This is a genomic window from Pseudomonas sp. 2FE (genome assembly GCF_005503735.1).
GTDB lineage: Bacteria > Pseudomonadota > Gammaproteobacteria > Pseudomonadales > Pseudomonadaceae > Aquipseudomonas.
On record NZ_SCMO01000001.1, the window covers coordinates 229,994 to 251,545 of the forward strand.

21 protein-coding genes, 2 tRNA genes and 3 pseudogenes are annotated in these 21,552 nt (G+C 60.3%); 6 read left to right on the forward strand and 20 right to left on the reverse strand.

All coding sequences use genetic code 11. The annotated features are described in order from the left end of the window. Positions 1-36: 36 nt before the first annotated feature. From FFS12_RS01105 to FFS12_RS01150, 10 genes are all read right to left on the reverse strand, one after another. The gene (locus FFS12_RS01105) at positions 37-432 is read right to left on the reverse strand and encodes a VOC family protein (RefSeq protein ID WP_137885151.1); all 396 of its coding nucleotides are present in this window, start codon (positions 430-432) and stop codon (positions 37-39) included. Positions 433-509: 77 nt separating this feature from the next. Continuing rightward, positions 510-911: an SRPBCC family protein gene (locus FFS12_RS01110; protein ID WP_137885152.1), complete on the reverse strand. Its 402-nt coding sequence runs from the start codon at positions 909-911 to the stop codon at positions 510-512. 185 nt (positions 912-1,096) lie between these two features. Then, entirely contained in the window at positions 1,097-2,035 is a 939-nt protein-coding gene (locus FFS12_RS01115; protein ID WP_137885153.1) for a carbon-nitrogen hydrolase family protein, read from the reverse strand. Positions 2,036-2,262: 227 nt separating this feature from the next. Further along, positions 2,263-2,697, reverse strand: a complete 435-nt coding sequence (locus FFS12_RS01120) for a GFA family protein (protein WP_137885154.1) — start codon at positions 2,695-2,697, stop codon at positions 2,263-2,265. A 173-nt stretch (positions 2,698-2,870) separates the two neighbouring features. Continuing rightward, the gene (locus tag FFS12_RS01125; protein ID WP_137885155.1) at positions 2,871-3,377 is read right to left on the reverse strand and encodes a hypothetical protein; all 507 of its coding nucleotides are present in this window, start codon (positions 3,375-3,377) and stop codon (positions 2,871-2,873) included. Positions 3,378-3,463: 86 nt separating this feature from the next. Further along, positions 3,464-4,102, reverse strand: coding sequence for a hypothetical protein (locus tag FFS12_RS01130; protein ID WP_137885156.1), 639 nt, complete (start codon positions 4,100-4,102; stop codon positions 3,464-3,466). 91 nt (positions 4,103-4,193) lie between these two features. Further along, entirely contained in the window at positions 4,194-4,592 is a 399-nt protein-coding gene (locus FFS12_RS01135; RefSeq protein ID WP_137885157.1) for a hypothetical protein, read from the reverse strand. Between the two features lie 82 nt (positions 4,593-4,674). Further along, positions 4,675-5,094 (reverse strand): hypothetical protein, encoded by a 420-nt coding sequence (locus FFS12_RS01140; protein ID WP_137885158.1) that lies wholly within the window; start codon positions 5,092-5,094, stop codon positions 4,675-4,677. Between the two features lie 90 nt (positions 5,095-5,184). Further along, entirely contained in the window at positions 5,185-5,658 is a 474-nt protein-coding gene (locus FFS12_RS01145) for a hypothetical protein (protein ID WP_137885159.1), read from the reverse strand. A 121-nt stretch (positions 5,659-5,779) separates the two neighbouring features. Then, entirely contained in the window at positions 5,780-6,139 is a 360-nt protein-coding gene (locus FFS12_RS01150) for a hypothetical protein (protein ID WP_137885160.1), read from the reverse strand. A gap of 160 nt (positions 6,140-6,299) precedes the next feature. On the opposite strand from FFS12_RS01150, the gene FFS12_RS01155 reads away from it, so the two are divergent. Next, the gene (locus tag FFS12_RS01155) at positions 6,300-7,265 is read left to right on the forward strand and encodes an integron integrase (protein ID WP_137885161.1); all 966 of its coding nucleotides are present in this window, start codon (positions 6,300-6,302) and stop codon (positions 7,263-7,265) included. Between the two features lie 9 nt (positions 7,266-7,274). Here FFS12_RS01155 and FFS12_RS01160 read toward each other — a convergent pair whose 3' ends face one another. After that, on the reverse strand, positions 7,275-7,634 hold the full coding sequence (locus FFS12_RS01160; RefSeq protein WP_137885162.1) for a thiol-disulfide oxidoreductase DCC family protein: 360 nt from the start codon (positions 7,632-7,634) through the stop codon (positions 7,275-7,277). A 250-nt stretch (positions 7,635-7,884) separates the two neighbouring features. After that, positions 7,885-9,213, reverse strand: a complete 1,329-nt coding sequence (gene rimO / locus FFS12_RS01165) for a 30S ribosomal protein S12 methylthiotransferase RimO (protein WP_137885163.1) — start codon at positions 9,211-9,213, stop codon at positions 7,885-7,887. 242 nt (positions 9,214-9,455) lie between these two features. Here rimO and FFS12_RS01175 point away from each other — a divergent pair, with 242 nt between their 5' ends. After that, the gene (locus tag FFS12_RS01175; RefSeq protein ID WP_137885165.1) at positions 9,456-11,363 is read left to right on the forward strand and encodes a potassium transporter Kup; all 1,908 of its coding nucleotides are present in this window, start codon (positions 9,456-9,458) and stop codon (positions 11,361-11,363) included. 263 nt (positions 11,364-11,626) lie between these two features. Here FFS12_RS01175 and FFS12_RS19805 read toward each other — a convergent pair. From FFS12_RS19805 to FFS12_RS20420, 3 pseudogenes are all read right to left on the reverse strand, one after another. Next, positions 11,627-11,800 (reverse strand): annotated as a pseudogene (locus FFS12_RS19805) (cytochrome b); the annotation flags it as partial. Between the two features lie 189 nt (positions 11,801-11,989). Continuing rightward, positions 11,990-12,408, reverse strand: a pseudogene (locus tag FFS12_RS01185) (phosphatidylglycerol lysyltransferase domain-containing protein); the annotation flags it as partial. Further along, positions 12,400-12,690, reverse strand: a pseudogene (locus FFS12_RS20420) (hypothetical protein); the annotation flags it as partial. The pseudogenes FFS12_RS20420 and FFS12_RS01185, both read right to left, overlap by 9 nt. 111 nt (positions 12,691-12,801) lie before the next feature. Between FFS12_RS20420 and FFS12_RS01190 the strand changes: the two are divergent. Next, positions 12,802-13,638, forward strand: a complete 837-nt coding sequence (locus FFS12_RS01190) for an enoyl-CoA hydratase/isomerase family protein (protein WP_137885166.1) — start codon at positions 12,802-12,804, stop codon at positions 13,636-13,638. A gap of 54 nt (positions 13,639-13,692) precedes the next feature. Here the strand turns inward: FFS12_RS01190 and FFS12_RS01195 are convergent. Both FFS12_RS01195 and FFS12_RS01200 read right to left on the reverse strand, forming a co-directional pair. Continuing rightward, positions 13,693-13,769 (reverse strand) — tRNA-Met (locus FFS12_RS01195). Between the two features lie 126 nt (positions 13,770-13,895). Continuing rightward, positions 13,896-13,972 (reverse strand) — tRNA-Met (locus FFS12_RS01200). A gap of 137 nt (positions 13,973-14,109) precedes the next feature. Here FFS12_RS01200 and dinB point away from each other — a divergent pair. Continuing rightward, the gene (dinB, locus tag FFS12_RS01205; RefSeq protein ID WP_137885167.1) at positions 14,110-15,165 is read left to right on the forward strand and encodes a DNA polymerase IV; all 1,056 of its coding nucleotides are present in this window, start codon (positions 14,110-14,112) and stop codon (positions 15,163-15,165) included. 159 nt (positions 15,166-15,324) lie between these two features. Here dinB and FFS12_RS01210 read toward each other — a convergent pair whose 3' ends face one another. The 3 genes from FFS12_RS01210 to FFS12_RS01220 all read right to left on the reverse strand — a co-directional run bounded on the left by FFS12_RS01210 (position 15,325) and on the right by FFS12_RS01220 (position 19,046). Next, entirely contained in the window at positions 15,325-15,729 is a 405-nt protein-coding gene (locus tag FFS12_RS01210; RefSeq protein ID WP_137885168.1) for an META domain-containing protein, read from the reverse strand. A gap of 17 nt (positions 15,730-15,746) precedes the next feature. Beyond that, positions 15,747-16,181 (reverse strand): hypothetical protein, encoded by a 435-nt coding sequence (locus FFS12_RS01215; RefSeq protein ID WP_137885169.1) that lies wholly within the window; start codon positions 16,179-16,181, stop codon positions 15,747-15,749. A gap of 111 nt (positions 16,182-16,292) precedes the next feature. Beyond that, positions 16,293-19,046, reverse strand: a complete 2,754-nt coding sequence (locus tag FFS12_RS01220) for a response regulator (RefSeq protein ID WP_137885170.1) — start codon at positions 19,044-19,046, stop codon at positions 16,293-16,295. A gap of 186 nt (positions 19,047-19,232) precedes the next feature. On the opposite strand from FFS12_RS01220, the gene cysM reads away from it, so the two are divergent. Continuing rightward, positions 19,233-20,135, forward strand: a complete 903-nt coding sequence (cysM, locus tag FFS12_RS01225; RefSeq protein WP_171011788.1) for a cysteine synthase CysM — start codon at positions 19,233-19,235, stop codon at positions 20,133-20,135. Positions 20,136-20,137: 2 nt separating this feature from the next. Beyond that, positions 20,138-21,490: a 23S rRNA (uracil(1939)-C(5))-methyltransferase RlmD gene (gene rlmD, locus FFS12_RS01230; protein ID WP_137885172.1), complete on the forward strand. Its 1,353-nt coding sequence runs from the start codon at positions 20,138-20,140 to the stop codon at positions 21,488-21,490. The last annotated feature ends 62 nt before the right edge of the window (positions 21,491-21,552 follow it).

The following is a 21,552-nucleotide window of genomic DNA, read 5'->3' on the forward strand; positions in this document are numbered from 1 at the left end:
GGCGTCGCTTTCTGGAGCGGTAGGTGTGGCATGTTTTCAGCCTTCGGCTGCGTGGCAGGCGACGCAGAGCTTGTTACCGTCAGGGTCTCGAAAGTACGCCCCGTAGTAGTTCGCGTGATACTCGGGCCGCAAACCTGGCGGGCCTTCGGAAGCACCGCCATGGGCGAGTGCAATCTTATGGGCGCTATCAACGATTGCGCGATTGCTGGCGAGGAAGGCCACCATCTGTCCGTTGCCGCGATCGTGCGGTTGCTCGTCGTATGGCTTGCCAATGAGGAACAGAGGGCGAGTTTCCTCTGCACTTTGCCACCCAGCCCACGAACGATTGTGGTCGCAGAAGCGAGCTTCGATGCCGAGGCATGGCATCAAGGCGCTGTAGAACGAAAGTGCACGGTCGAAGTCAGTCACGCCAACGAATATGTGCGAGAACATTGCGAACTCCCAGCGGTGGAATTACGTTGCCTAACGCCCGCGCTCAGCCGCGTCGAGCTGGAGCGCGTTGTTGGGCGTCATCTTCCTTGCTCTAGTAGGGCCTTCAGCGTTCTTAAGTCCTTTTCAACCGCACCTTTGTCGGCTGCAAAGCTTTGGTCCGACGTGCCAGGCTGACGAATGAGCGTGAACATGAACTCACTGCCGCCGCCATGTGGCACGACACGCATGGGGTTATGAACCGTAACCCCGGACTCGAGTGTGACGTCATGATCCAGGACGCCAAAGGCGTTTCGTTCAGCGAACCTGACCATCACCTTGCCCAAGGGGGACTCCATAAGCCAAGAGTCACCTTGCTTTGTCACGTCGGAACGGGCCAAACCGGCGGCCCAGAGCGGGAGGTTTCTCGGATCAGAGGCGAAGGCATAGACCTCGCTCGGAGCGCGGTCGATGTAGACGCTTATGTGCTGAACATCATGCATGGGATGTCCCGGCCTTGTGCCGCAGGCTACGCCAACAAGCAGCGCTCCTGAAACGGCGATTGCAATGGTGCATCTGACGATGACGCCCAACGCCGGCGTTCACGCGCGCCGAGCGCGCAGCGCGAAGGCGTCGCGTGGAACGCCTGGTTGGGCCTCAGGCAAGCCGGGCATCGTGCCGTGCCTGATCAATCCGAGAACTCCGCCGGCTGGAGCGGCTTGCGGTTCACCGAGAGGGAAAAGATGTCTGGTCGGGAGTAGTGGCCGCAGACGTCCAATGAGCGTCGTGCTCGCCGAGCCGCTTCAACATCGATCTCGGCATAGAGAATACCTTTCTCACGGTGGAGTGGCCCGGCGATGATTTCCCCTTTCGGGTTGACCACGACGGCATCACCGTCGTTAATCCATTCATCCGGTTTGTAGAGTCTGTCGCGTTCCGGAAAATCCTCGGATAGGTCACAGCCCTGTAGCGCAGTGGCGGTTCCTATCACCCAGCAGCCCGCCTCCCTGGCAATGTGGCGCAAGGTCACATGACAGGCTTCACCGTTGTCCCAGGTTGGATTGACGAAAATTTCGAGGTTCTGCGCGTAGAGGGCATACCGTGCTAGCGGCATGTAGCTTTCCCAGCAAATGAGTGCGCCTAGCCGGCCGGCGGGCGTTTCGACTACTCTCAGGCCGGTGGCATCACCCATTCCCCAGACCATGCGCTCCGGGTTGGTCGGCATCAGCTTGCGATGACGGTTCAGAAGCGCCCCATCGGGGCCGATGACGACCACGGTATTGAACAGCGTCGTGCCAGAAAAGCGGCTGTCGATCTCGTTGAGTCCGATCACGACGGTCACCGCATGCTTGCGTGCCGCCTCCTGCAGCGGGAGCAAACCTTCGCGATTCAGGTCGACCGCGTTCAGCCGCAGCTGGGCGTGAAGGTCACTCGACAGCGCCATGTCCCCGCCCGGCTTGAGCCGCCAGATCCAGGCCGGGTAGCCAGGTATATAGGCTTCGGGAAACACCAGCAGGACGGCACCCGCGTTGGCGGCCTCGTTGATCAATCCAACCGCCTGCGCAATTGTCTTGTCCCGGTCTAGCAGTACCGGGGGCTTTTGTATGACGGCAATTTTCGTGGGCATGGATAGCCTCCTTCCAGTCAAACGTACGATCGGCGGAGCAACGATGTTTGCGTCTTATATCTGCATGCTCGTGAGGCCAATGAGTGACATAGAGCGGGCAGGGGATTCATATAGGTTGGGCCCAACGTTGGAATTAAGGGGCGTATTTGGCGTCAGCCAAAGACGTCCCTCTTGAATGCTGTTAGGCGGTATTCTCTGTCGCGATGAGACATGGAGTGACGGCTGAATTATTCCGTCACGCTTGTGCCAGAGCCGCCCATTTCCTTTGGAACGTCCTTCATCTTCGGCAGCCCATCCTTGATGTGCAGCACTGTCTCCTGATAATGCACATGAATTGCAGCTTGGTACGGAAAGTCTGGAATTACCGCTGCATATACATCGGTGAGCCCCATGCCTGGGTGCTCCGTGAGGATATGACCTCCGCATTTTTTGCACCATTTGCGATAGCTCTGCGGCGTCTTGTTGTAAGTACCGATGTTGTCCGCTCCCTGTGTGATCTGCACAGCTTCGGGTTTCCATAGGGTAAAGGCATTGACCGGGCCGGCAGACCAGTGCCGACAGGACTCGCAGTGACAATAGCCCATTGCGGCAGGCTCGCCGCTCACGGTGAACTGAACCGCACCACAAAAGCAGCTGCCCTTGTAAGTATTTCCGTTGCTCATGACCCACCTCCGACGACCCGTATAACGGCGTGGAATAAAGCGTAGCTTTCAGCTCGGCTTTATTCCAGCGCGAAGCTTTTGGGGTCTCTGACGCCTAACGTTTAGGTTAAGGGGCCGGCTTTAGCCGGTCCCGAGTGAGCGTAGCGAACGATTTGAGCACTGTTAGGCTCTGTTCATTGCTTGGTAGTAGAGGCCGGTTTTATCTTGTAATGGAGCACCACATAGGCAATGCCTGATGATGAATGAATGTTATCTATTTTTTCTAGTGCGGATTTGAAACTTTTAAGTTGTTTGTAATCCGACTCTATGTCGTCCCTTACTTGCATCTCCACACTAGAAGGCTGCGAGGTTGTTAATTTGAATCTAACCATAACCTCAAAGGAGGATGGGCTGCCCTTGAAGGAGTTGACTGCGGCGCTCTTTACAGCCTTATAAAGATTATCGAAGTCGGCCTCTGGGATGTTCTGTGAGCATTGATCTTCAGGGTTGTAATGTTGTAGCTCCGCAAGCTCTATATTTTCCGCTGTAAATGCTTCGTTGTCTGGGAGAAATGTTCTCCAAGCTGGGCCACAAGCTACTTTTGCGAACTCTTCTTTTTCTTCTTTATTTAATGCGCTCGCATAACTCGGTTGAAAGCTTATGATTACTATGATCGAAAGTGCGGAGATTATTGTCTTCATTGCGGGCCTAACGTTCAGGTTAAGGGGCCGGCTTTAGCCGGTCCCGCAGTGAGCGAAGCGAACGACTTGAACCGTTTGTTAGGTGCTTATACATCGAGGTTCAGCTCAAGAAATACTCTGCAAAGCTCGGTTTTCATAAATGAGATACCGCCAAAGCCTGCGTTAATCTCTGCCAGCCCTGCGGTTGCGAGAGATTGCCCAGTATAGGTATCAAACTCAAATGGTTCTTCTGGCGAGCGGTTGTAGAAAGGGCGAACGCTAGCTAGCTCTGAGTTTGGTAGTTGCTCAATTGCGTGATTGAGCCTCAGTAAAGCTCTAACATCTATTCTGTTTTTTGCATATGCGGTGAACGCTTGTGCGAGCATCTTGGGCTTTTGCTTGCCTTCAACCCGTACAAGAAGCTCTAGAATATGCTCACCTACTTTTCGACCGAATACTGGGTCTAGCTCTAGCCTTGAGACCATTTCCTGCCTTTCTCTGGATGGCACATCCTGGATGGCAGAGAGAAATTTTATGAGCTTATTGATTAATAGACGGTCGCTAATGGTGATGCCGATTTTTGTAACAGCAATGAGGCTGTGTACGAATGGAATTTCTTTGAGGATTCCTTCCGATAAAATTGCGTCAATTCCAATTTCGGCATACTCAGAGACTAGTGAGTCGACAGGCTCAGATAATATCGTCTCGGTAATGGCGCTGCCCAATGTCTGGGGCTTGTCACTCATGATTTGCACCTAACGATTAAGCTAAGGGGCACGCGTCAGCGTGTCCCAGTGAGCGAAGCGAACGATTTGAGCGCATTGTTAGATGCTCCCACTATTCTGGTTTGGTGCACCGTACTGCTATTTTCACCAGCTTGTTGTCGTTGAAAAACAAGCTGGTGAAGAGGTCTGTTTTCTCTGGGCACAGCTCCCTTAAACCGTAACCAACCTCCCACTCATTTGCATTGAGGAGACATTGCCTTTGAGTATGGCCCATTTTCTTGACCTCAATCCAGTTGACTGGACACTCAACAGGTTTTGGTTGCGGGGAATAGGCCTGTTCAGGGAGCTTGGCTAGAAGAAATTCTTTGGTTTCTCCAATTACGAATGAGCCGGCTCTGTCTTCAGTTATTTCAAGGGTTTTTACCGGTCTGCCGAAGTCATAGATGGCATATCCTACGGCGATAGCTGCAGTCAGAATTACGATGCCTAATATGGAAAGTAGATTTTTCATTTGCATCTAACGTTTAGGTTAAGGGGCGCGCGTAGCGCGTCCCGAGTGAGCGAAGCGAACGGCCTTGAACCGTTTGTTAGGTTCATGGCATTTGCCTGATATGACGATAGCTGTTTAGTAATAACAGGGCTATGAATGCAGACCACCAAGTATAAAAGCCAGCCAGCATTCCGGTAATGCTTATCCACCCATCACCGTCATTGAAAATTCGAGTGTAACCGAAAGAAACGACGGCCAATAAAGTAGCTGCTAAAGATAATGCGATTGATACTCTTGGAAGGCTGCCCCAGAAGGCTATGGATAAAATGAAACAGGGGTTAGCCAGCCATGCAGGAGTCCCGTCAAGGATTCCAAATATGCCCCAAGCGAGAACATGTAGGCCGCTGTAATATTCACCAACATCCAAATAAGGGTGGCTTATGGAGAATGCTGGCAAGAACAAACTGGCTATGTATGGCAGCAGGCATAGATGATGGAGTCCGATTCCATATTTTTGCGGCATTGTGCAAGAACCTAACGTTCAGGTTAAGGGGCCGCGGAACGCGGTCCCAGTGAGCGAAGCGAACGATTTGAACCGTTTGTTAGGCTGCGCCTACTCACCCTCATCCGTGTATCGGATTGCTGTGCCGCTAAAAGTAATCTTTTCCCAGCCCATAGAAGAGCTGACAGTTGTGGCATAAGCGTTGGCGTTGAAGCCAGTAGCCGTTGCGGAGCCGTACGCCGAGCCAGCGGTGTTACCAACTGTTAGTTGGCCGTAAGGCTTGGTGCCTTTGCCGGTAAGAACAATTGCATTGGCACCGATTCTGGCGGCTTCTTCTTTCATGGCCGCTATTGCTGCGGCCTCAGTCTTTGCTTTTGTGAAGTAATCGTCTGTTGCAGCGACGCCCTCAATTAGAGCAATTACCGAGTGCTTTTTCTGCGGTGGTTCAATGAGCAGCGAGATTGAATTCGGGTCTGTGGACGGATGGGCACCACCTTCACCGACCAAGATTGAGGTGCCGCTGGTGGAGCACGCAGTAAGGCCAACTAAAATTGCGAGAAGAAGTGCGGCTTTGCTCTTAAGCATGATGATTCCCGAGTGGTGTGTCGTGCTGCCTAACGATTAAGCTAACAGGCGAGCAAAAGCGCAGCTTTTGCGAGTCCAGTGAGCGAAGCGAACGGTGTTGAGCGCATTGTTAGGCCACTCCCTAAAGTGCGGCTAGGATTTGCGGCACGTACTGATACAAGCTGGCCAGCCCTGAAATAAGTGTTGTTGTATCAGCACTAGCTGACAGCCACTTGAATAGCCCTACAGACGCAGCTTTTTCAGCTATCTCAGCTTCCGCTCGGTGTGTATTGCCGATGAAAGAGAGAACCTCGCGTAGGAGTTCTGGGGGGGTGTCGTTGCGGAGCCCGAGAGCGCCAAATAGGCTCTCTGGAGTTCGAATGTCTATAGCCTTCCCACATGCTACAAATCGGTTAGCTCCAATATCAATGTCTGCGTCCGCTGGCGCGCTGATGCCGGTACCGCAATTCTCAAAGTGGTTGTCGTAAATTTTGATCGACATGCGGCTCTCCTATTTATGCCTAACTACTATTAGGCGACATGCCATGTCGCGTTTTTTGTCGCGACGACATGTCGTATAACGTTCCTTGTCGTCCTGTAAGTCCTTGTCTAGCTTAGAGGTGGTCGCGGCAAGCGCGACATCACTCAGGGAGAAACGCGACATGGATGACGGCAAGCCCAGATTGCTGGATCAATTGCGCCAGCAGATTCGACTCAGAAACTATTCCATTCGGACCGAGGCTGTCTACGCCGAGTGGGTGAAGCGTTATATCCGCTTTCACGAGTATCGTCATCCGGCGGAGATGGGGGCGGCGGAGATTGAGGCTTTTCTTACGCATTTGGCGGTTCGCCGGAACGTGGCAGGTTCGACGCAGAACCAGGCCTTGGCGGCGCTGCTGTTCCTTTATAAAGAGGTGTTGAAGGTCGAGTTGCCTTGGCTGGAGGGGATTGTGCGGGCCAAGAAGCCTAAGCATTTACCGGTGGTGTTGACGCGTGAGGAGGTGGCCAGGGTATTGCTCGAGTTGTCGGGTGTGCAGTGGATGGTGGCCAATCTGTTATATGGCTCGGGTCTGCGCTTGTTGGAGGCGTTGCGCTTGCGGGTCAAGGATGTGGAGTTTGCCCGTGGCGAAATTCTGGTGCGCGACGGTAAGGGCCAGAAGGACCGCGTGACCATGTTGCCGCGCCTGGTGGTGGCACCACTGCGGCAGCACCTGGAGGAGGTCATGGCGTTGCATCAGCAAGATCTGGCCGAAGGTTTTGGCCGGACCAACCTGCCGTTTGCCTTGGCGCGCAAGTATCCGAATGCGGCGGCGGAGTGGGGCTGGCAGTTCGTTTTTCCTTCCGGCAATCGCTCGCAGGACCCTCGCTCTAGCGGCATTTTTCGCCATCATCTGCATGAGAAGACCATTCAGCGGGCGGTGCGTGAGGCGGTCCGCCGGGCGGGGGTGATCAAGCCGGCGACGCCGCACACCTTGCGCCATTCCTTCGCCACGCACCTGCTGGAAAGCGGCCAGGACATTCGCACTGTGCAGGAGTTGTTGGGCCATGCCGATGTGAAGACCACGATGATCTACACCCATGTGCTCAACCGTGGCGGTTTGGGGGTGGTGAGTCCGTTGGATCGCTGAACGGCCCCGTCAGAGCCTGCCGCTGCGCCTTAGGCGCCGTAGCACCCAGCGCCGGTAGCACCAGGACAGCAGCGGCCTGAGGCCGGGCAGGGCGAGTAGCCAGGCCAGGGGCTTGAGGCGGCGGGTGCGGGCCAACAGCAGGATATAGGCGTCCAGTTCGCGGTGGATGCGCCCTTGTTCGTCCTGCACATGCAGTTCGGTGAGGGCCTGGTAGGGGTCGATGCCGAGCCGCCGCAGCTCTTCGTCGCGCCCGCTGATATCCAGCCATTCCACCGAGTCGTCGCTATCGGTGTTGAGTGTCTGGTAACGGCGCCGATCGGCGACGCAGCGCGGGCAGGCGCCGTCGTAGTAGACCTTGAGCTTGACCATGGGGGCGGCTTGGTGGGTGGGGGTAATAAAGAGTGTAGAGGAGGGGAGCCCCTCACTCTAACAGGCCGTTGAAAAACTACTGCGCTAGGCTAAGCGGCGTTGAAATCAGTCTCAAAATGCTCATTTACAGCGCGTAAACTGCGCTTTTTCGACTGATTTCGCCTTGCCTAGCCGTCGCTCGCTACGTTTTTCAACGGCCTGCATTCCCTCCCCCCAGGGGGAGAGGGAATGCAGGTCGGGGAGATGCCGATCAGAGCGTTTCGGCCCAGAGGTCGTATTCGTCGGCGTCGGTGACGCGGCACCAGACTTTGTCGCCGGGCTTGAGGTCTTGGTCGCTGTCGACGTAGACGTTGCCGTCGATTTCCGGGGCGTCGAAGAAGCAACGGCCGACGGCGCCTTGCTCGTCGACTTCGTCGATCAGCACTTCGATCTCTTTGCCGACTTTCAGTTGCAGGCGGGCGGCGCTGATGGCTTGTTGGTGGGCCATGAAGCGTTCCCAGCGATCCTGCTTGACTTCATCGGGCACCACTTCGGCATCCAGATCGTTAGCCGGAGCACCTTCGACCGGGGAGTACTGGAAGCAGCCGACGCGGTCGAGTTGGGCTTCGGTCAGCCAGTCGAGCAGGTATTGGAAGTCTTCTTCGGTTTCGCCGGGGAAGCCGACGATGAAGGTGGAGCGGATGATCAGCTCCGGGCACTGCTCGCGCCATTTCTTGATGCGCGCCAGGGTCTTGTCTTCGAAGGCCGGGCGTTTCATGGCCTTGAGGATTTTCGGGCTGGCGTGCTGGAAGGGGATGTCCAGGTACGGCAGGAGCTTGCCGGCGGCCATCAACGGGATTACATCGTCGACGTTGGGGTAGGGGTAGACGTAGTGCAGGCGCACCCAGACGCCGAGTGTGCTGAGGGCTTCGCACAGCTCCAGCATGCGGGTTTTCACCGGCTGGCCGTTCCAGAAGTCGGTCTTGTATTTGACGTCGACGCCGTAGGCGCTGGTGTCCTGGGAGATCACCAGCAGCTCTTTGACGCCGGCCTTGACCAGGCGCTCGGCCTCGCCCAGGACATCACCGACCGGGCGGCTGACCAGTTTGCCGCGCATCGACGGGATGATGCAGAAGCTGCAGCTGTGGTTGCAGCCTTCGGAGATCTTCAGGTAGGCGTAGTGGCGCGGGGTGAGCTTGATGCCTTGCGGTGGCACCAGGTCGATCAGCGGGTTGTGATCGAGTTTCGGCGGCACGGCGTCGTGCACGGCGTTGACCACTTGCTCGTACTGCTGCGGGCCGGTGACGGCCAGCACGCTGGGGTGTACGTTGCGGATCGCGCTTTCTTCCACGCCCATGCAGCCGGTGACTATGACCTTGCCGTTTTCGGCTATGGCTTCACCTATCACTTCCAGCGATTCGGCCTTGGCGGTGTCGATGAAACCACAGGTGTTGACCACCACCACGTCGGCGTCCTGATAGGTGGCGACGACCTCGTAACCTTCCATGCGCAGCTGGGTCAGGATGCGTTCGGAGTCGACCAGGGCCTTCGGGCAACCCAGGGAAACGAAGCCGACTTTCGGCGTGGCGGCGGTGGACATGGCTAACCTCAGGCTTTGGAGAGGGACGCTTGCGGCGCCGCTGATCAAAAAGTGCGCAATTCTAGCGGCAGGCCGCGCGCTTGACCAGCCTCCGTCCGGCAGATGTCGGTTAGCTATGCTCAGGGCGGCCGGTCGAGCAGCGTGCCGGCTTCTTCGGGCAGGGATAATCGGGTATAAAGCCGGCCAGTTTGGGCAGATGTGTGTGGCACCACTGTCCGCGATCCATTTCAGGAGCTTACTGCATGTCCAAGACGCTTTCTGCGGCGGCTGGCGAGCCGGCACCTCAGGCTAAATCATCGACAATCGGCCTGATGGTCGCCGCGGTGGGGGTGGTCTATGGCGATATCGGCACCAGCCCGCTGTACACCCTGAAGGAGGTCTTCTCCGGCCATTATGGGGTGCAGGCCAACCAGGATGGGGTGCTCGGCGTCCTCTCGCTGATCTTCTGGTCGCTGATCTGGGTGGTGTCGATCAAGTACGTGCTGTTTATCCTGCGCGCCGACAACCAGGGCGAGGGCGGGGTCATGGCGCTCACCGCCCTGGCGCGGCGTGCGGCCCTGCCTTACCGGCGGCTGAAGACGCTGCTGGTGCTACTCGGCCTGTTCGGTACTGCGCTGTTCTACGGCGACAGCATGATCACCCCGGCGATCTCGGTGCTCTCCGCGGTGGAGGGGCTGCAGCTGGCCTACCAGGGGGTCGAGGACTGGGTGGTGCCGCTGTCCTTGATAGTGCTGGTCGGCCTGTTTCTGATCCAGAAGCACGGCACCGCGCGGATCGGCATCCTGTTCGGCCCGGTGATGGTGCTCTGGTTCGTCGTCCTCGGCGCGCTCGGGGTCTATGGCATCCTGCAGCGGCCGGAGGTGCTGGAGGCGCTCAACCCCTTATGGTGCGTGCGGTTCTTTATCACCCATCCGGGGGTCGGGGTGACCATCCTCGGTGCGGTGGTGCTGGCGCTGACCGGCGCCGAGGCGCTGTATGCCGATATGGGCCACTTCGGCCGCAAGCCGATCGACCGCGCCTGGTTCGCCCTGGTGCTGCCGGGGCTGGTGCTCAACTACTTCGGCCAGGGCGCGGCGATCCTGGCCGATCCGGAAGTGGCGCGTAACCCCTTCTACCTGCTGGCGCCGAGCTGGGCGCTGCTGCCGATGATTGGGCTCGCCACCCTGGCCACCATCATCGCCTCGCAGGCGGTGATCACCGGCGCCTTCTCGCTGACCCGCCAGGCGATCCAGCTCGGCTACGTGCCGCGGATGTTTATCCAGCACACCTCCAGCGAGGAACGGGGGCAGATCTATATCGGCGCGGTGAACTGGGCGCTGATGGTCTGCGTGGTGCTGCTGGTCATAGGTTTCGGATCCTCCAGCGCGCTGGCCGCGGCCTACGGGGTGGCAGTGACCGGCACTATGCTGATCGACACCCTGCTGGTGGCGTCGGTGATGCTGCTGCTGTGGAAGACCCCACACTGGCTGGCGATTCCGGTGCTGCTCGGTTTCCTCCTGGTGGACATCCTGTTCTTCGCCGCCAACGTGCCGAAGATTCCCGAGGGTGGTGCCTTCCCGGTGATAGTCGGTATTGCCCTGTTCATCCTGATGACCACCTGGAAGCGCGGCCGGCAGATCGTCGTCGAGCGTCTGGATGAGGCTGCGCTACCGCTGCCGATCTTCATCAACAGCATTCGTGCCCAGCCACCGCATCGCGTGCAGGGCACCGCGGTGTTCCTCACTGCGCGCTCGGATGCGGTGCCCCATGCGCTGTTGCACAACCTGTTGCACAACCAGGTGCTGCACGAGCAGGTGGTGCTGCTCACCGTGGTGGCCGAGGATAGCCCGCGGGTAGCGGAGGAGCGGCGTTTCGAGGTGGGCGGCTATGGCGAGGGCTTCTTCCGGGTGATCCTGCACTTCGGCTTTATGGAGGAGCCGGACGTACCGGCGGCGCTCAAGCTGAGTCACTTAAGCGAGCTGGACTTCAGCCCGATGCGCACCACCTATTTCCTCAGCCGCGAGACGGTAATCCCGACCAAACGCATCGGCATGGCGCGCTGGCGCGAGGGGCTGTTCGCCTTCCTGCTGAAGAACGCCAACGGCAACCTGCGTTTCTTCAATCTACCGCTGAACCGGGTGATCGAGTTGGGCACCCAGGTGGAGATCTGATCCACCAGGGTTGGGGGGAGGGCGGCTCTAAACCGTAGGTTGGGCTTCGCTCTACCCCAGCCCACGGCATCGCCCGGAAATGAATGTAGGAGCAAAGGCTCTGTGTACTGGCTGCTATTTCTGAATCAGCGCGTAGGGCGGCCTCGCCGCGTAGCGGCAGCCCGCCAGTTCGACGGCGTACTGCTTCGCGAGCGGAGCGCCGCCCGGAAATGAATGAAGGAGCGGAGGCTCTGTGTGCTGGCTGCTATTTCTAAATCAGTACACTAGTTGCGGCCGGGCAGCATGCGGATGAAGGTGTTGTCGCGGCTGATAAAGTGGTGAAACAGTGCGGCCGCGGCATGCAGGCCGATCAGCCAGTAGCCGAGGGTGCCGGCCAGTTCGTGCCATTCCTTTATTTCTCCGGCCAGGTCCGGGTTCTTGCCGATCAAGGCCGCCAGGGCCGGGATATCTTCGTCGAAATGGTGGCCGCCGGGCAGCTCGAGCCTTTCGTCGGCGCTGGTTTTTCGGCGCGGCCGTTTTCGTTGATTTCTTCCTTGCCGTATACGCACAGCAGTTTGGCAGCGGGTAGGCACATCAGTTCCGGGCCGGCGGCGGGCGCTTTGCCGGGCTTAACCAAAGTCAGTGGGCTACCGTCGGTTAATTGCGAGTGTTCCGCGTTCTGCGCGGCAGTGGCGCGGCTCCACAACAGCAGGGCGATAGCCAGAACCAGCAGGGCGATGACGGCGAGCACATGTCGCCAGTAGCGTCGGATCATTAGTGTTTACCCGTCCAGTTAGGCCGCCAGCGATCAGGGCGGCGGTGTCAGCCAAGGCGGTCGAGGTCGGCGGGCAAGGCCATGTAGCGCGGTTCCCGGTCCGCCCGGAAGTTGTCCGTGAATCGGTGCAAGCCTTGGAAATTGTAGATTTGCTAACCCCGCCGGAACAGCATGGCACCAAGTCTGGGCCAATGGCGTCCCGCGGCGCGGTTGCAGGCCGGACAGCGGCAGCATGCCAAGGCTGAAACGCGCATGGCCCTGTTGTTTGAAGTGTAGGCTCAGGCCGAGCAACGAGGGCGTCGTCGGTACGCTGAGCAACGAGCCGCGCAGGGCATCCGGATCCAACTCGCTGAGCAGGTGACGGCAGGCAATCAACGTCACCCCGAACAGCAGCAGCGTCAGTGCCGGACCTGAGGGCTGGCGGTAAGTGCTGAGGCGTTCCAGCCAGCGCAGGCGAGTCGAGGCGATTGGCTGGGAGGGCGGGGGGCGGTTGCACGTCGGGTGGGTTGGCGCGCATGGAGCGCCTCTAAGGCTGTGCGCGACAGAGCGGGGGCGCCTGGGCTGGTTACCCATAGCGGCGCGATGAATATTTTCCGATGGCCACAGTATTCTGCTGCTGGATAGTAGTTCCGAGCGCTGCTTGCTGCGCCGCATGCTCGCGGCACATCAATCGGAGAAGCACTTATGAGCCCCTATAACAGCCTGCAGCGTGACGATGAGGCGGGCGTCGCCATCATCAGCTTCGACCATCCGCCGATCAACCTGCTCGATCGCCAAGTGGTGGTCGATCTGTTGCGACTGGTCAAAGAGTTGGAACAGGACAGCGCCACTCGGGTTGTGCTGTTTCGCAGCGCCAATCCGGATTTCTTCATCGCTCACTTCGATTTGGCCGGGCAGGTCGGTGAGCGGGCGCCAGCCTTGCCACCTGCCGGTGAGGCAAGCCTGTTGAGTGCGTTGTTCAGTCGCTTTGCGCGTTTGCCGCAAGTCACCATCGGGGAGTTGCAGGGCCGTGCCCGTGGCGCCGGCAGTGAGTTTCTGTTGTCGCTGGATATGCGTTTCGCCTCCCGCGAGCGGGCGCTGCTCGGCCAGCCGGAAGTGGCGGTGGGTTTACATCCGGGGGCCGGGGGCACTGTGCGGCTGGCGCAGATGCTCGGCCGTGGTCGGGCGCTGGAGGTTTGTTTGAGCGGAGATGACTACGACGCCGAGACCGCCGAGCGTTACGGCTGGATCAACCGTGCGCTGGCGGATGCAGAGCTACGATCCTTTACCGAAGCCTTGGCGCGGCGTATCGCCAGCTTCCCCGCTGCCGGTATTGCCCATGCCAAAGCCGTGGTCGGGCAGTGCACGCAATTGGATTCGGCAGCTTTGGCCGATGAGTCGCAGCGCTTCATCGCCGAGATGGCTTCGGCAGAAACCGTGCGGCGCGTCGAGTGGATGCTGGCTCAGGGTGGGCAAGCCGATGGCGAGCTGGAGCGCCATCTGGGGGCGTTGCTGGCGCGCTATCCCGAGCAGCTGAGCTGATTCAGGAACGCCAGAAACACAAAAGGCCACTTTTTCAAGTGGCCTTTAAATGTTTGGTTGCGGGAGCCGGATTTGAACCGACGACCTTCGGGTTATGAGCCCGACGAGCTACCAGACTGCTCCATCCCGCGCCGCCAATTCTACAGCCGAGCGCTGCCCTGTCAACCACTATTTTGCTTTTGGATCAAAGACTTAAGTGCTTGCTGAAACGACAGGCACAAAAAAGGGCCACTTTTTCAAGTGGCCCTTTAAATGTTTGGTTGCGGGAGCCGGATTTGAACCGACGACCTTCGGGTTATGAGCCCGACGAGCTACCAGACTGCTCCATCCCGCGCCGCCAATTCTACAGCCGAATGCTCGGCTGTCAACCTTTAGTTTTGAAAAACTGTTGTTTGTTCAGATGCTTAGCGCTGCCCTGGTGCTACACTGCGGGGCTCCAGGCCATGCTGGGCGGGGCTTACCGGACTTTCCGTGCGCAAGATCATCCACGTCGACTGCGACTGCTTTTACGCCGCCATCGAGATGCGCGACGACCCGCGTCTGGCCAATAAACCCCTGGCGGTCGGCGGCGCGGCGGATCGACGCGGGGTCATCGCCACCTGTAACTATGAAGCGCGGGCTTACGGGGTGCGCTCGGCTATGCCCTCGCGGCAGGCGCTGAAGCTGTGCCCGGATCTGCTGATAGTCCGACCGCGGATGGAGGTCTATAAGGAGGTCTCGCGGGAGATTCAGGCGATCTTTCGCGAATACACCGAGATCATCGAGCCTTTGTCGCTGGATGAGGCCTTTCTGGATGTCTCGGATTGCCCACACTTTTCCGGTAGCGCCACGCGTATCGCCCAGGACATTCGGCGGCGGGTCTCGCTGCAGCTGCATATCACAGTGTCCGCCGGAGTGGCGCCGAATAAGTTCCTCGCCAAGATCGCCAGTGACTGGCGCAAGCCCAACGGTTTATTCGTGATTACTCCGGATGAGGTGGACGGCTTCGTCTCGGCGCTGCCGGTCAGCAAGCTGCACGGGGTGGGTAAGGTCACCGCGGACAAGCTCGGGCGCCTGGGGATTCTCAGCTGTCTGGATCTGCGCGAGTGGAGCAAGCTGGCGCTGGTACGCGAGTTCGGCAGCTTTGGTGAACGCCTATGGAACCTGGCGCGCGGCATCGACGAGCGCGCGGTGCAGGTCGATAGCCGCCGCCAGACCGTGAGTGTGGAAAACACCTACGACAAGGATCTGCCCGATCTGCCGGCTTGCCTGGAGCGTTTACCGGGCTTGCTGGAACTGTTGAACGAACGCATGGCGCGGCTGGATGGCAGTTACCGGGCGGACAAACCTTTCGTTAAATTGAAATTCCATGACTTCACCCAGACCACCCTCGAGCAGGCCGGCGCCGCGCGCGATCTGGACAGTTATCGGAAGTTGCTGAGCAGCGCGTTCGAGCGTGGCGGCAAGCCGGTGCGGCTGATCGGGGTCGGTGTGCGGCTGGTCGATTTGCGCCGGGTGAGCGAGCAGTTGGAGCTGTTCGCTCGCTGAGCGTATTCCCTACCTGGGGTCATCAATCGACGTAGGGTGGATAACGTTCTTCTTAGCCACCAACGAGATCAGACTGGATACCTTATGGTGGAAAACCGCTTTGCGGGTTTTCCACCCTACGCACCTCAGGTTCCCTCGCGGATCCGTGAAGAACCTCTATCAGCCCTTTTCCGGCCACACGCGGATCGGTTTGCCTTGCGCCGGCCACAGGCGTAGCTGGTCGATCGGCGAAACGTCCCAGCGTTGAACCTTGCCCAGCGCTTCGAGGAAGCGGGCCTCCTGCTCCATCAGCGCCGGGGCGCACATTTTGCGGGTGCTGCCGGCCTGGCCGAAGCTGAGTCGCTCACCTTGCATTGCATAGGACGCGAACCAGTGGTTGCAGCCGGCGCTGCCATAGGCGCGACCGTCTGCGCCCAGGGTCAGGGTCAGGTGGCTGTTGTCGATCAGTGGGCGCTCGCCGATCCACTCCACCTGGTAGGTGCTGTCCTGCTCCAGCACCAGGGGGTCGCTGGCGCAGCCGAGCAGGCTGGTGGCGAGCAGGCTGAGGGCGAGGGTGCGCTTCATTGGCAGTCCTTTTGGCACTATTGATCTTTTTGGCATTTGGGGCACAGATGGCGGCCGTTGCTGTTCTGCCAGTGCAGTTCGCGAATGCGGGCTTCGGCGGCCGGCGCATGGGCCTTTTTGCCGAGCGCGGAGTCGACGGCGAACTCGAAATCCAGCTGTGCGCCGCAACCGTCGCAGTTGACCTGCCAATGGCGGATAGCCAGTTCGCCGAACGCCGGACCTTGCGCCACGGCAACCCACTGGCCGGGTGGGTTGATCAGGTGACGAACCTTCTCCACGCTCAGGCGCATGCTCAGGTCGCGGCTGCCCTTGAGGGTCACCAGCAGGCTGTCGCCGCCCTGGATCGAGCCGCCGTTGCCGGTGACTTGATAACGACCCGGTGCCAGGGCGCGGCATTCGATCAGGGTGTGCTCGGGGTTGAGCAGGTTGTAGCGGAAGTCGTGTTCGGCCATGGGAGCTGGTTTCGGTCGCTATCTAAGGGGAAATATAAGGCCGGCATCTTAACACGGCCTAGGGCCCGACCCGACTCCGCGGCCGCCCAGCGGCCTACCTGTGCCACCGGCCTAGGCGTTGGTGTTGGCCTCACTCGCCAGTCGGGTGATGGCGGCGTCCAGCTCGTCCAGCGCCATGCTGGCGGCCGGATCATTTTGCTTGAGCAGGGTTTCGCTGCGCTGGCAGGCGGCTCGCAGTTGCGGGACGCCGCAATAACGGGTGGCGCCGTGCAGGCGATGCACCCGTTCGATCAAGGCGCTGCGGTCGTCCGCAGCGCGGGCTTGGCGAATGGCTTGACGATCCGCCTCCAGCGAGGCGAGCAGCATGCTCAGCATATCGGCCGCCAACTCGGCCTTGCCGGCGGCCAGGCGCAGGCCCTCTTCGGCGTCCAGTACGCGCTGGCTGAGGTTGGCTGGTGAGCTCTCCACCGAGCGTTCCGGGCCGTGGTTGCGCAGCGCCAGGCCGGTCCACTTGAGCACCACTTGGGCCAACTGCCGCTCGCCGATCGGCTTGGTCAGGTAGTCGTCCATGCCGCCTTGTAGCAGCGCGCGTTTTTCGTTGGCCAGGGCATGGGCGGTGAGCGCGATGATCGGTATTGGCCCGGTCTCGCGTTCGGCTTCCCACTGACGGATGGCCTCGGTGGTTTGCCGGCCGTCCATGCCCGGCATTTGCACGTCCATGAAAATCAGGTCGAAGGACTTCTGCTGGAGGATCGCGAGGGCGGCGTAGCCACTGTCGACGGCGCTAACCTCGGCACCCATGTCACCGAGCAGGGTTTGCACCAGCAACAGGTTGGCCGGGTTGTCGTCGACGCAGAGCAGGCATGGCGGCCGACTGGCCGGCGTGCTGGCGGTTTCTACGCGCAGGTGGCGCGGGCTGACCAGCTCCGCCAGGGCGCGCTGCAGCTTGCGGGTGCAGGCCGGTTTGGCTTGCAGTTGGCTGTAGGCGTCGGGCAGGGACTCGTGATAGAGCGCCTGTTCGGTGGTCGGGCAGAGCACCAGGCTCTTGCAACCGAGGCGCTCGAGGTCCCAGATGCGCTGGCTCAGGCGTTCCGGCGGCAGCTCTTGGGCGGTCACGCCGAGTACGGCCAAGCCAATCGGGCTGTCGCCGTGTCGCTGTGCGGCCACGGCTTCCAGCAGGCTGTCCAGGTGTTGGTACTGCAACACCTGCAGGCCGCAGTCTTCCAACTGGTGTTGCAGGGCCTGGCGCGCCAGTTCATGGCTTTCCAGGATAGCCACGCGGCGGCCGAGCAGTGGCGCACGCGGTAGGTCTTCGGCGTCATCGCGGGCTTTCGGCAGGCTCAGGCTGATCCAGAATTCCGAGCCTTCGCCGGGGGTGCTGGCGACGCCGATTTCGCCGCCCATCTGTTCGATCAGACGCTTGGAGATCACCAGGCCGAGGCCGGTGCCGCCGGCTTGCCGCGACAGCGAGTTGTCCGCCTGGCTGAAGGCCTGGAACAGCGCCCGCAGGTCTTCATCGGACAGGCCGATGCCGGTGTCCTGCACACTGATGCGTAGTTGGGCGCGGTCGGCGCGTTCGTCCTCGACCATGGCGCGCAAGACGATGGTGCCTTCGCGGGTGAATTTGATCGCGTTGCTGACCAGGTTGGTCAGCACCTGCTTGAGGCGCAGCGGGTCACCGATCAGCGACAGCGGGGTGTCGCGGTAAACCAGGCTGACCAGTTCCAGCTGCTTGGCGTGGGCGGCCGGGGCGAGGAGGGTCAGGGCGTCCTGCAGCACATCGCGCAGGTTGAACGGAATATTTTCCAGCACCAGTTTGCCGGCTTCGATTTTCGAGAAGTCGAGGATTTCGTTGATGATCCCCAGCAGGCTGTCGGCGGATTTTTCGATGGTGCCCAGGTAGTCCTGCTGGCGCGGAGTCAGCGCGCTTTTTTGCAGCAGGTTGGTGAAGCCGAGAATGCCATTGAGCGGGGTGCGGATCTCGTGGCTCATGTTGGTGAGGAACTCGGACTTGATCCGGCTCGCCTCCAGGGCTTCCTTGCGCGCGAAGTCGAGTTCGATGTTCTGGATTTCGATGGTTTCCAGGTTCTGCCGGACGTCTTCGGTGGCCTGGTCGATGCTGTGTTGCAGTTCTTCCTGGGCGTTTTGCAGCGACTCGGCCATGCGGTTGATGCCCGAGGCCAGCTCGTCCATTTCATGGCTGCCGAGCGGTGGCAGGCGAGTTTCCAAACGGCCTTCCTTGAGTTGGCTGACGCTCTGCTTGATCCGCCGCAGCGGCTCGTTGATCGTGCGGCTCATGTGCAGGGCCAGCAGCGCGGTGACGCCGAGGCCGGTGACAATCAACAACAGGCTGGCGAACAGGCTGCGGTAGCCGCGCAGCAAGGTGCCGTGGTGCGACAACTCCAGTTCGACCCAGCCCAGCAGACGTTCGGGGTCATCGGCTGTCTGGTCGCCGGCCAGGCTGCGATGGCGGCCGAGCACCGGCAGCAGAAAGCGCGTCGCGTCATTGCCGCTGTGCTGTAGCAGCTGGTTGCCGTCACCCTCCGGCGTTGGGTTGAGCATGCTCGGGCCGGCGTGGGCCAGGCGCGCGTGTTCGGCAGAGAGAAAACGCACGGCACGCACATCCGGCTGATCCAGGGCCTCGCTGGCAATCCGGTTGAGCAGCTGGGTGTCGTTGCGCGCCAACGCGGGGGCGGCCAGTGGCGCCAGTTGCTCGGCGATCATCTGGCCGCGCTGGAGTAACTGCGCGTGCAGGTCGGACAGCTGCACCCAGGTGAAATAGCCACCCAGCACCAGCGCCAACAAGCTGGTGGGTAACAGGGTGAGCAGTAATACGCGGCCCTTGATGCCAAGATCCTTGAACACAATCATCCTCCCGCGTTGCGCTGCTTCTGTGAGCTCAGGCCGGCAGTGTAGCGCTTGCCCTTGCACGAACAAGAGGCGAACGCCTTCCTTATAACAACCTGTAATAAGCCGCCGCGTTCGGGTGTTATGGCGCTCGGCAGTTTGCCGCTATCATGGTGGCCCCGCAGCCTGGATTGCGAAGACACCATGACCCTGCAGTACCCCACTATCGCCGATTGCGTCGGCAACACTCCGCTGGTGCGCCTGCAACGTTTGCCGGGCGCGACCAGCAACACCTTGTTGGTGAAACTGGAAGGCAACAACCCGGCGGGCTCGGTGAAAGACCGCCCGGCGTTGTCGATGATCACCCGCGCCGAGCTCAGTGGTGCAGTCAAGCCTGGCGATACCTTGATCGAGGCGACCTCCGGCAACACCGGGATCGCGCTGGCCATGGTCGCCGCGATCAAGGGTTACCGGATGATCCTGATCATGCCGGACAACATGAGCGCCGAGCGCAAGGCGGCGATGACCGCCTATGGCGCCGAGCTGATCATCGTCAGCAAGGAAGAGGGCATGGAAGGTGCCCGCGACCTGGCCGAACGCATGCAGGCCGAAGGCAAGGGCAAGGTGCTCGATCAGTTCGCCAATGGCGATAACCCGATTGCGCATTACAACGGTACGGGCGCGGAAATCTGGCGCCAGACCCAGGGCAGCATCACGCACTTCATCAGTTCCATGGGTACCACCGGCACCATCATGGGGGTGTCGCGTTACCTCAAGGAGCAGAACCCGGCGATTCAGATCGTCGGTTTGCAACCGATGGAAGGCTCGGCGATTCCGGGTATCCGCCGCTGGCCAGAAGAGTATCTGCCGAAGATTTATCAGGCCGAGCGCGTCGACCGCATCGTCGATATGCAGCAGAGCGAAGCGGAAGACGTGATGCGCCGGCTGGCCCGCGAGGAAGGCATCTTCTGTGGCGTTTCCTCCGGTGGCGCGGTGGCAGCCGCCTTGCGCTTGTCGCGTGAAGTGGAGAATGCCGTCATCGTGGCGATCATCTGCGACCGCGGCGACCGTTATCTATCCACCGGCGTTTACGATGACCCACGCTAATCATGGCTAAACGTAGCGGCGATTTGCGCTTCCAGCCGAGCGGCGGTACCCGCGCGCCGCAAATTCCAGTCGGCAAGAAACAGCGCCTGAGCATCGAGCGCCTGGCCAATGACGGCCGTGGCATCGCGTTCTTCGAGGGGCGTACCTGGTTCGTCGCCGGCGGCCTGCCGGATGAGCAGGTGGAAGCCCGTGTGCTCGCTGCCCGCAGCCAGGTCGTCGAGGCGCGTGCCGAACGAATTTTGACCAGCGCCCCGCAGCGGCGTGTCGCGCCCTGTGCCCATGCGGGGCGCTGTGGCGGCTGCACCCTGCAGCACCTGCCGCACAGCGAGCAGCTGGCCTTGAAGCAGCGCCTGTTGGCCGAGCAACTGAGTCGAATCGCCGGGCTGCAGCCGGACGAATGGGCGCCGGCGCTGGTCGGCCCGGAGTTCGCCTATCGCCGCCGCGCGCGCATTGCGGTGCGCTGGGATGCCAAGGCTAAACACCTGGACGTGGGTTTTCGCGCGGCGGCCAGCCAGGACATCGTGGCTATCGCCGATTGCCTGGTACTGGTACAGCCCTTGCAGCCGATTATCCGTGCGTTACCGCAGCTGCTGCGTGGCTTGGCCAAACCGCAAGCGCTGGGGCATGTCGAGCTGTTCAGTGGCACGGCCAGCGCCGTTTTGGTGCGCCATACCGCGCCGCTGCCGGACGCTGACCTGGCGCTGTTGCAGGCCTTCTGTGCCGAGCACGGCGCGCAATTGTGGCTGCATGGCGTCGGTGAGCCGCAGCCGGTCGATTGCGCGCAGGTGCTGGGCTATCGTCTGGCGGCTTGGGATTTGCAGTTGGAGTATCGCCCCGGCGATTTCGTCCAGGTGAATGCGCCGGTGAATGAGGCGATGATCGCGCAGGCGCTAGACTGGTTAGCGCCACAACGCGATGAGCGGGTGCTGGATCTATTCTGTGGCTTGGGCAATTTTGCCCTGCCGCTGGCCCGCCAGGTGCGCGAAGTGGTGGCGGTGGAAGGTGTCGCGGCCATGGTCGAACGGGCGGCGAGTAACGCTGCGGCCAATGGTCTGCACAACGCGCAGTTTTTCCAGGCGGACTTGTCGAATTCGCTGGCCGACGCCGCTTGGGCGGCACAAGGTTTCTCCGCGGTACTGCTGGATCCACCGCGCGATGGCGCGCTGGAAGTGGTCCAGCAAATCGGTGCTTTTCGCGCCAAGCGAGTGGTGTATGTGTCCTGCAATCCGGCGACTCTGGCGCGCGATGCGGCTGAGTTGGTGCGGCAGGGCTACCGGCTAAAACGTGCCGGAATCCTCGATATGTTTCCGCAGACGGCACATGTCGAGGCGATGGCGTTATTCGAGGCGGACTAGGAAGTTCGCGTAATCCGACCAGTCCAGAGAAGGCTGGCGATTTTCTATGAAGTCAGGCGGCG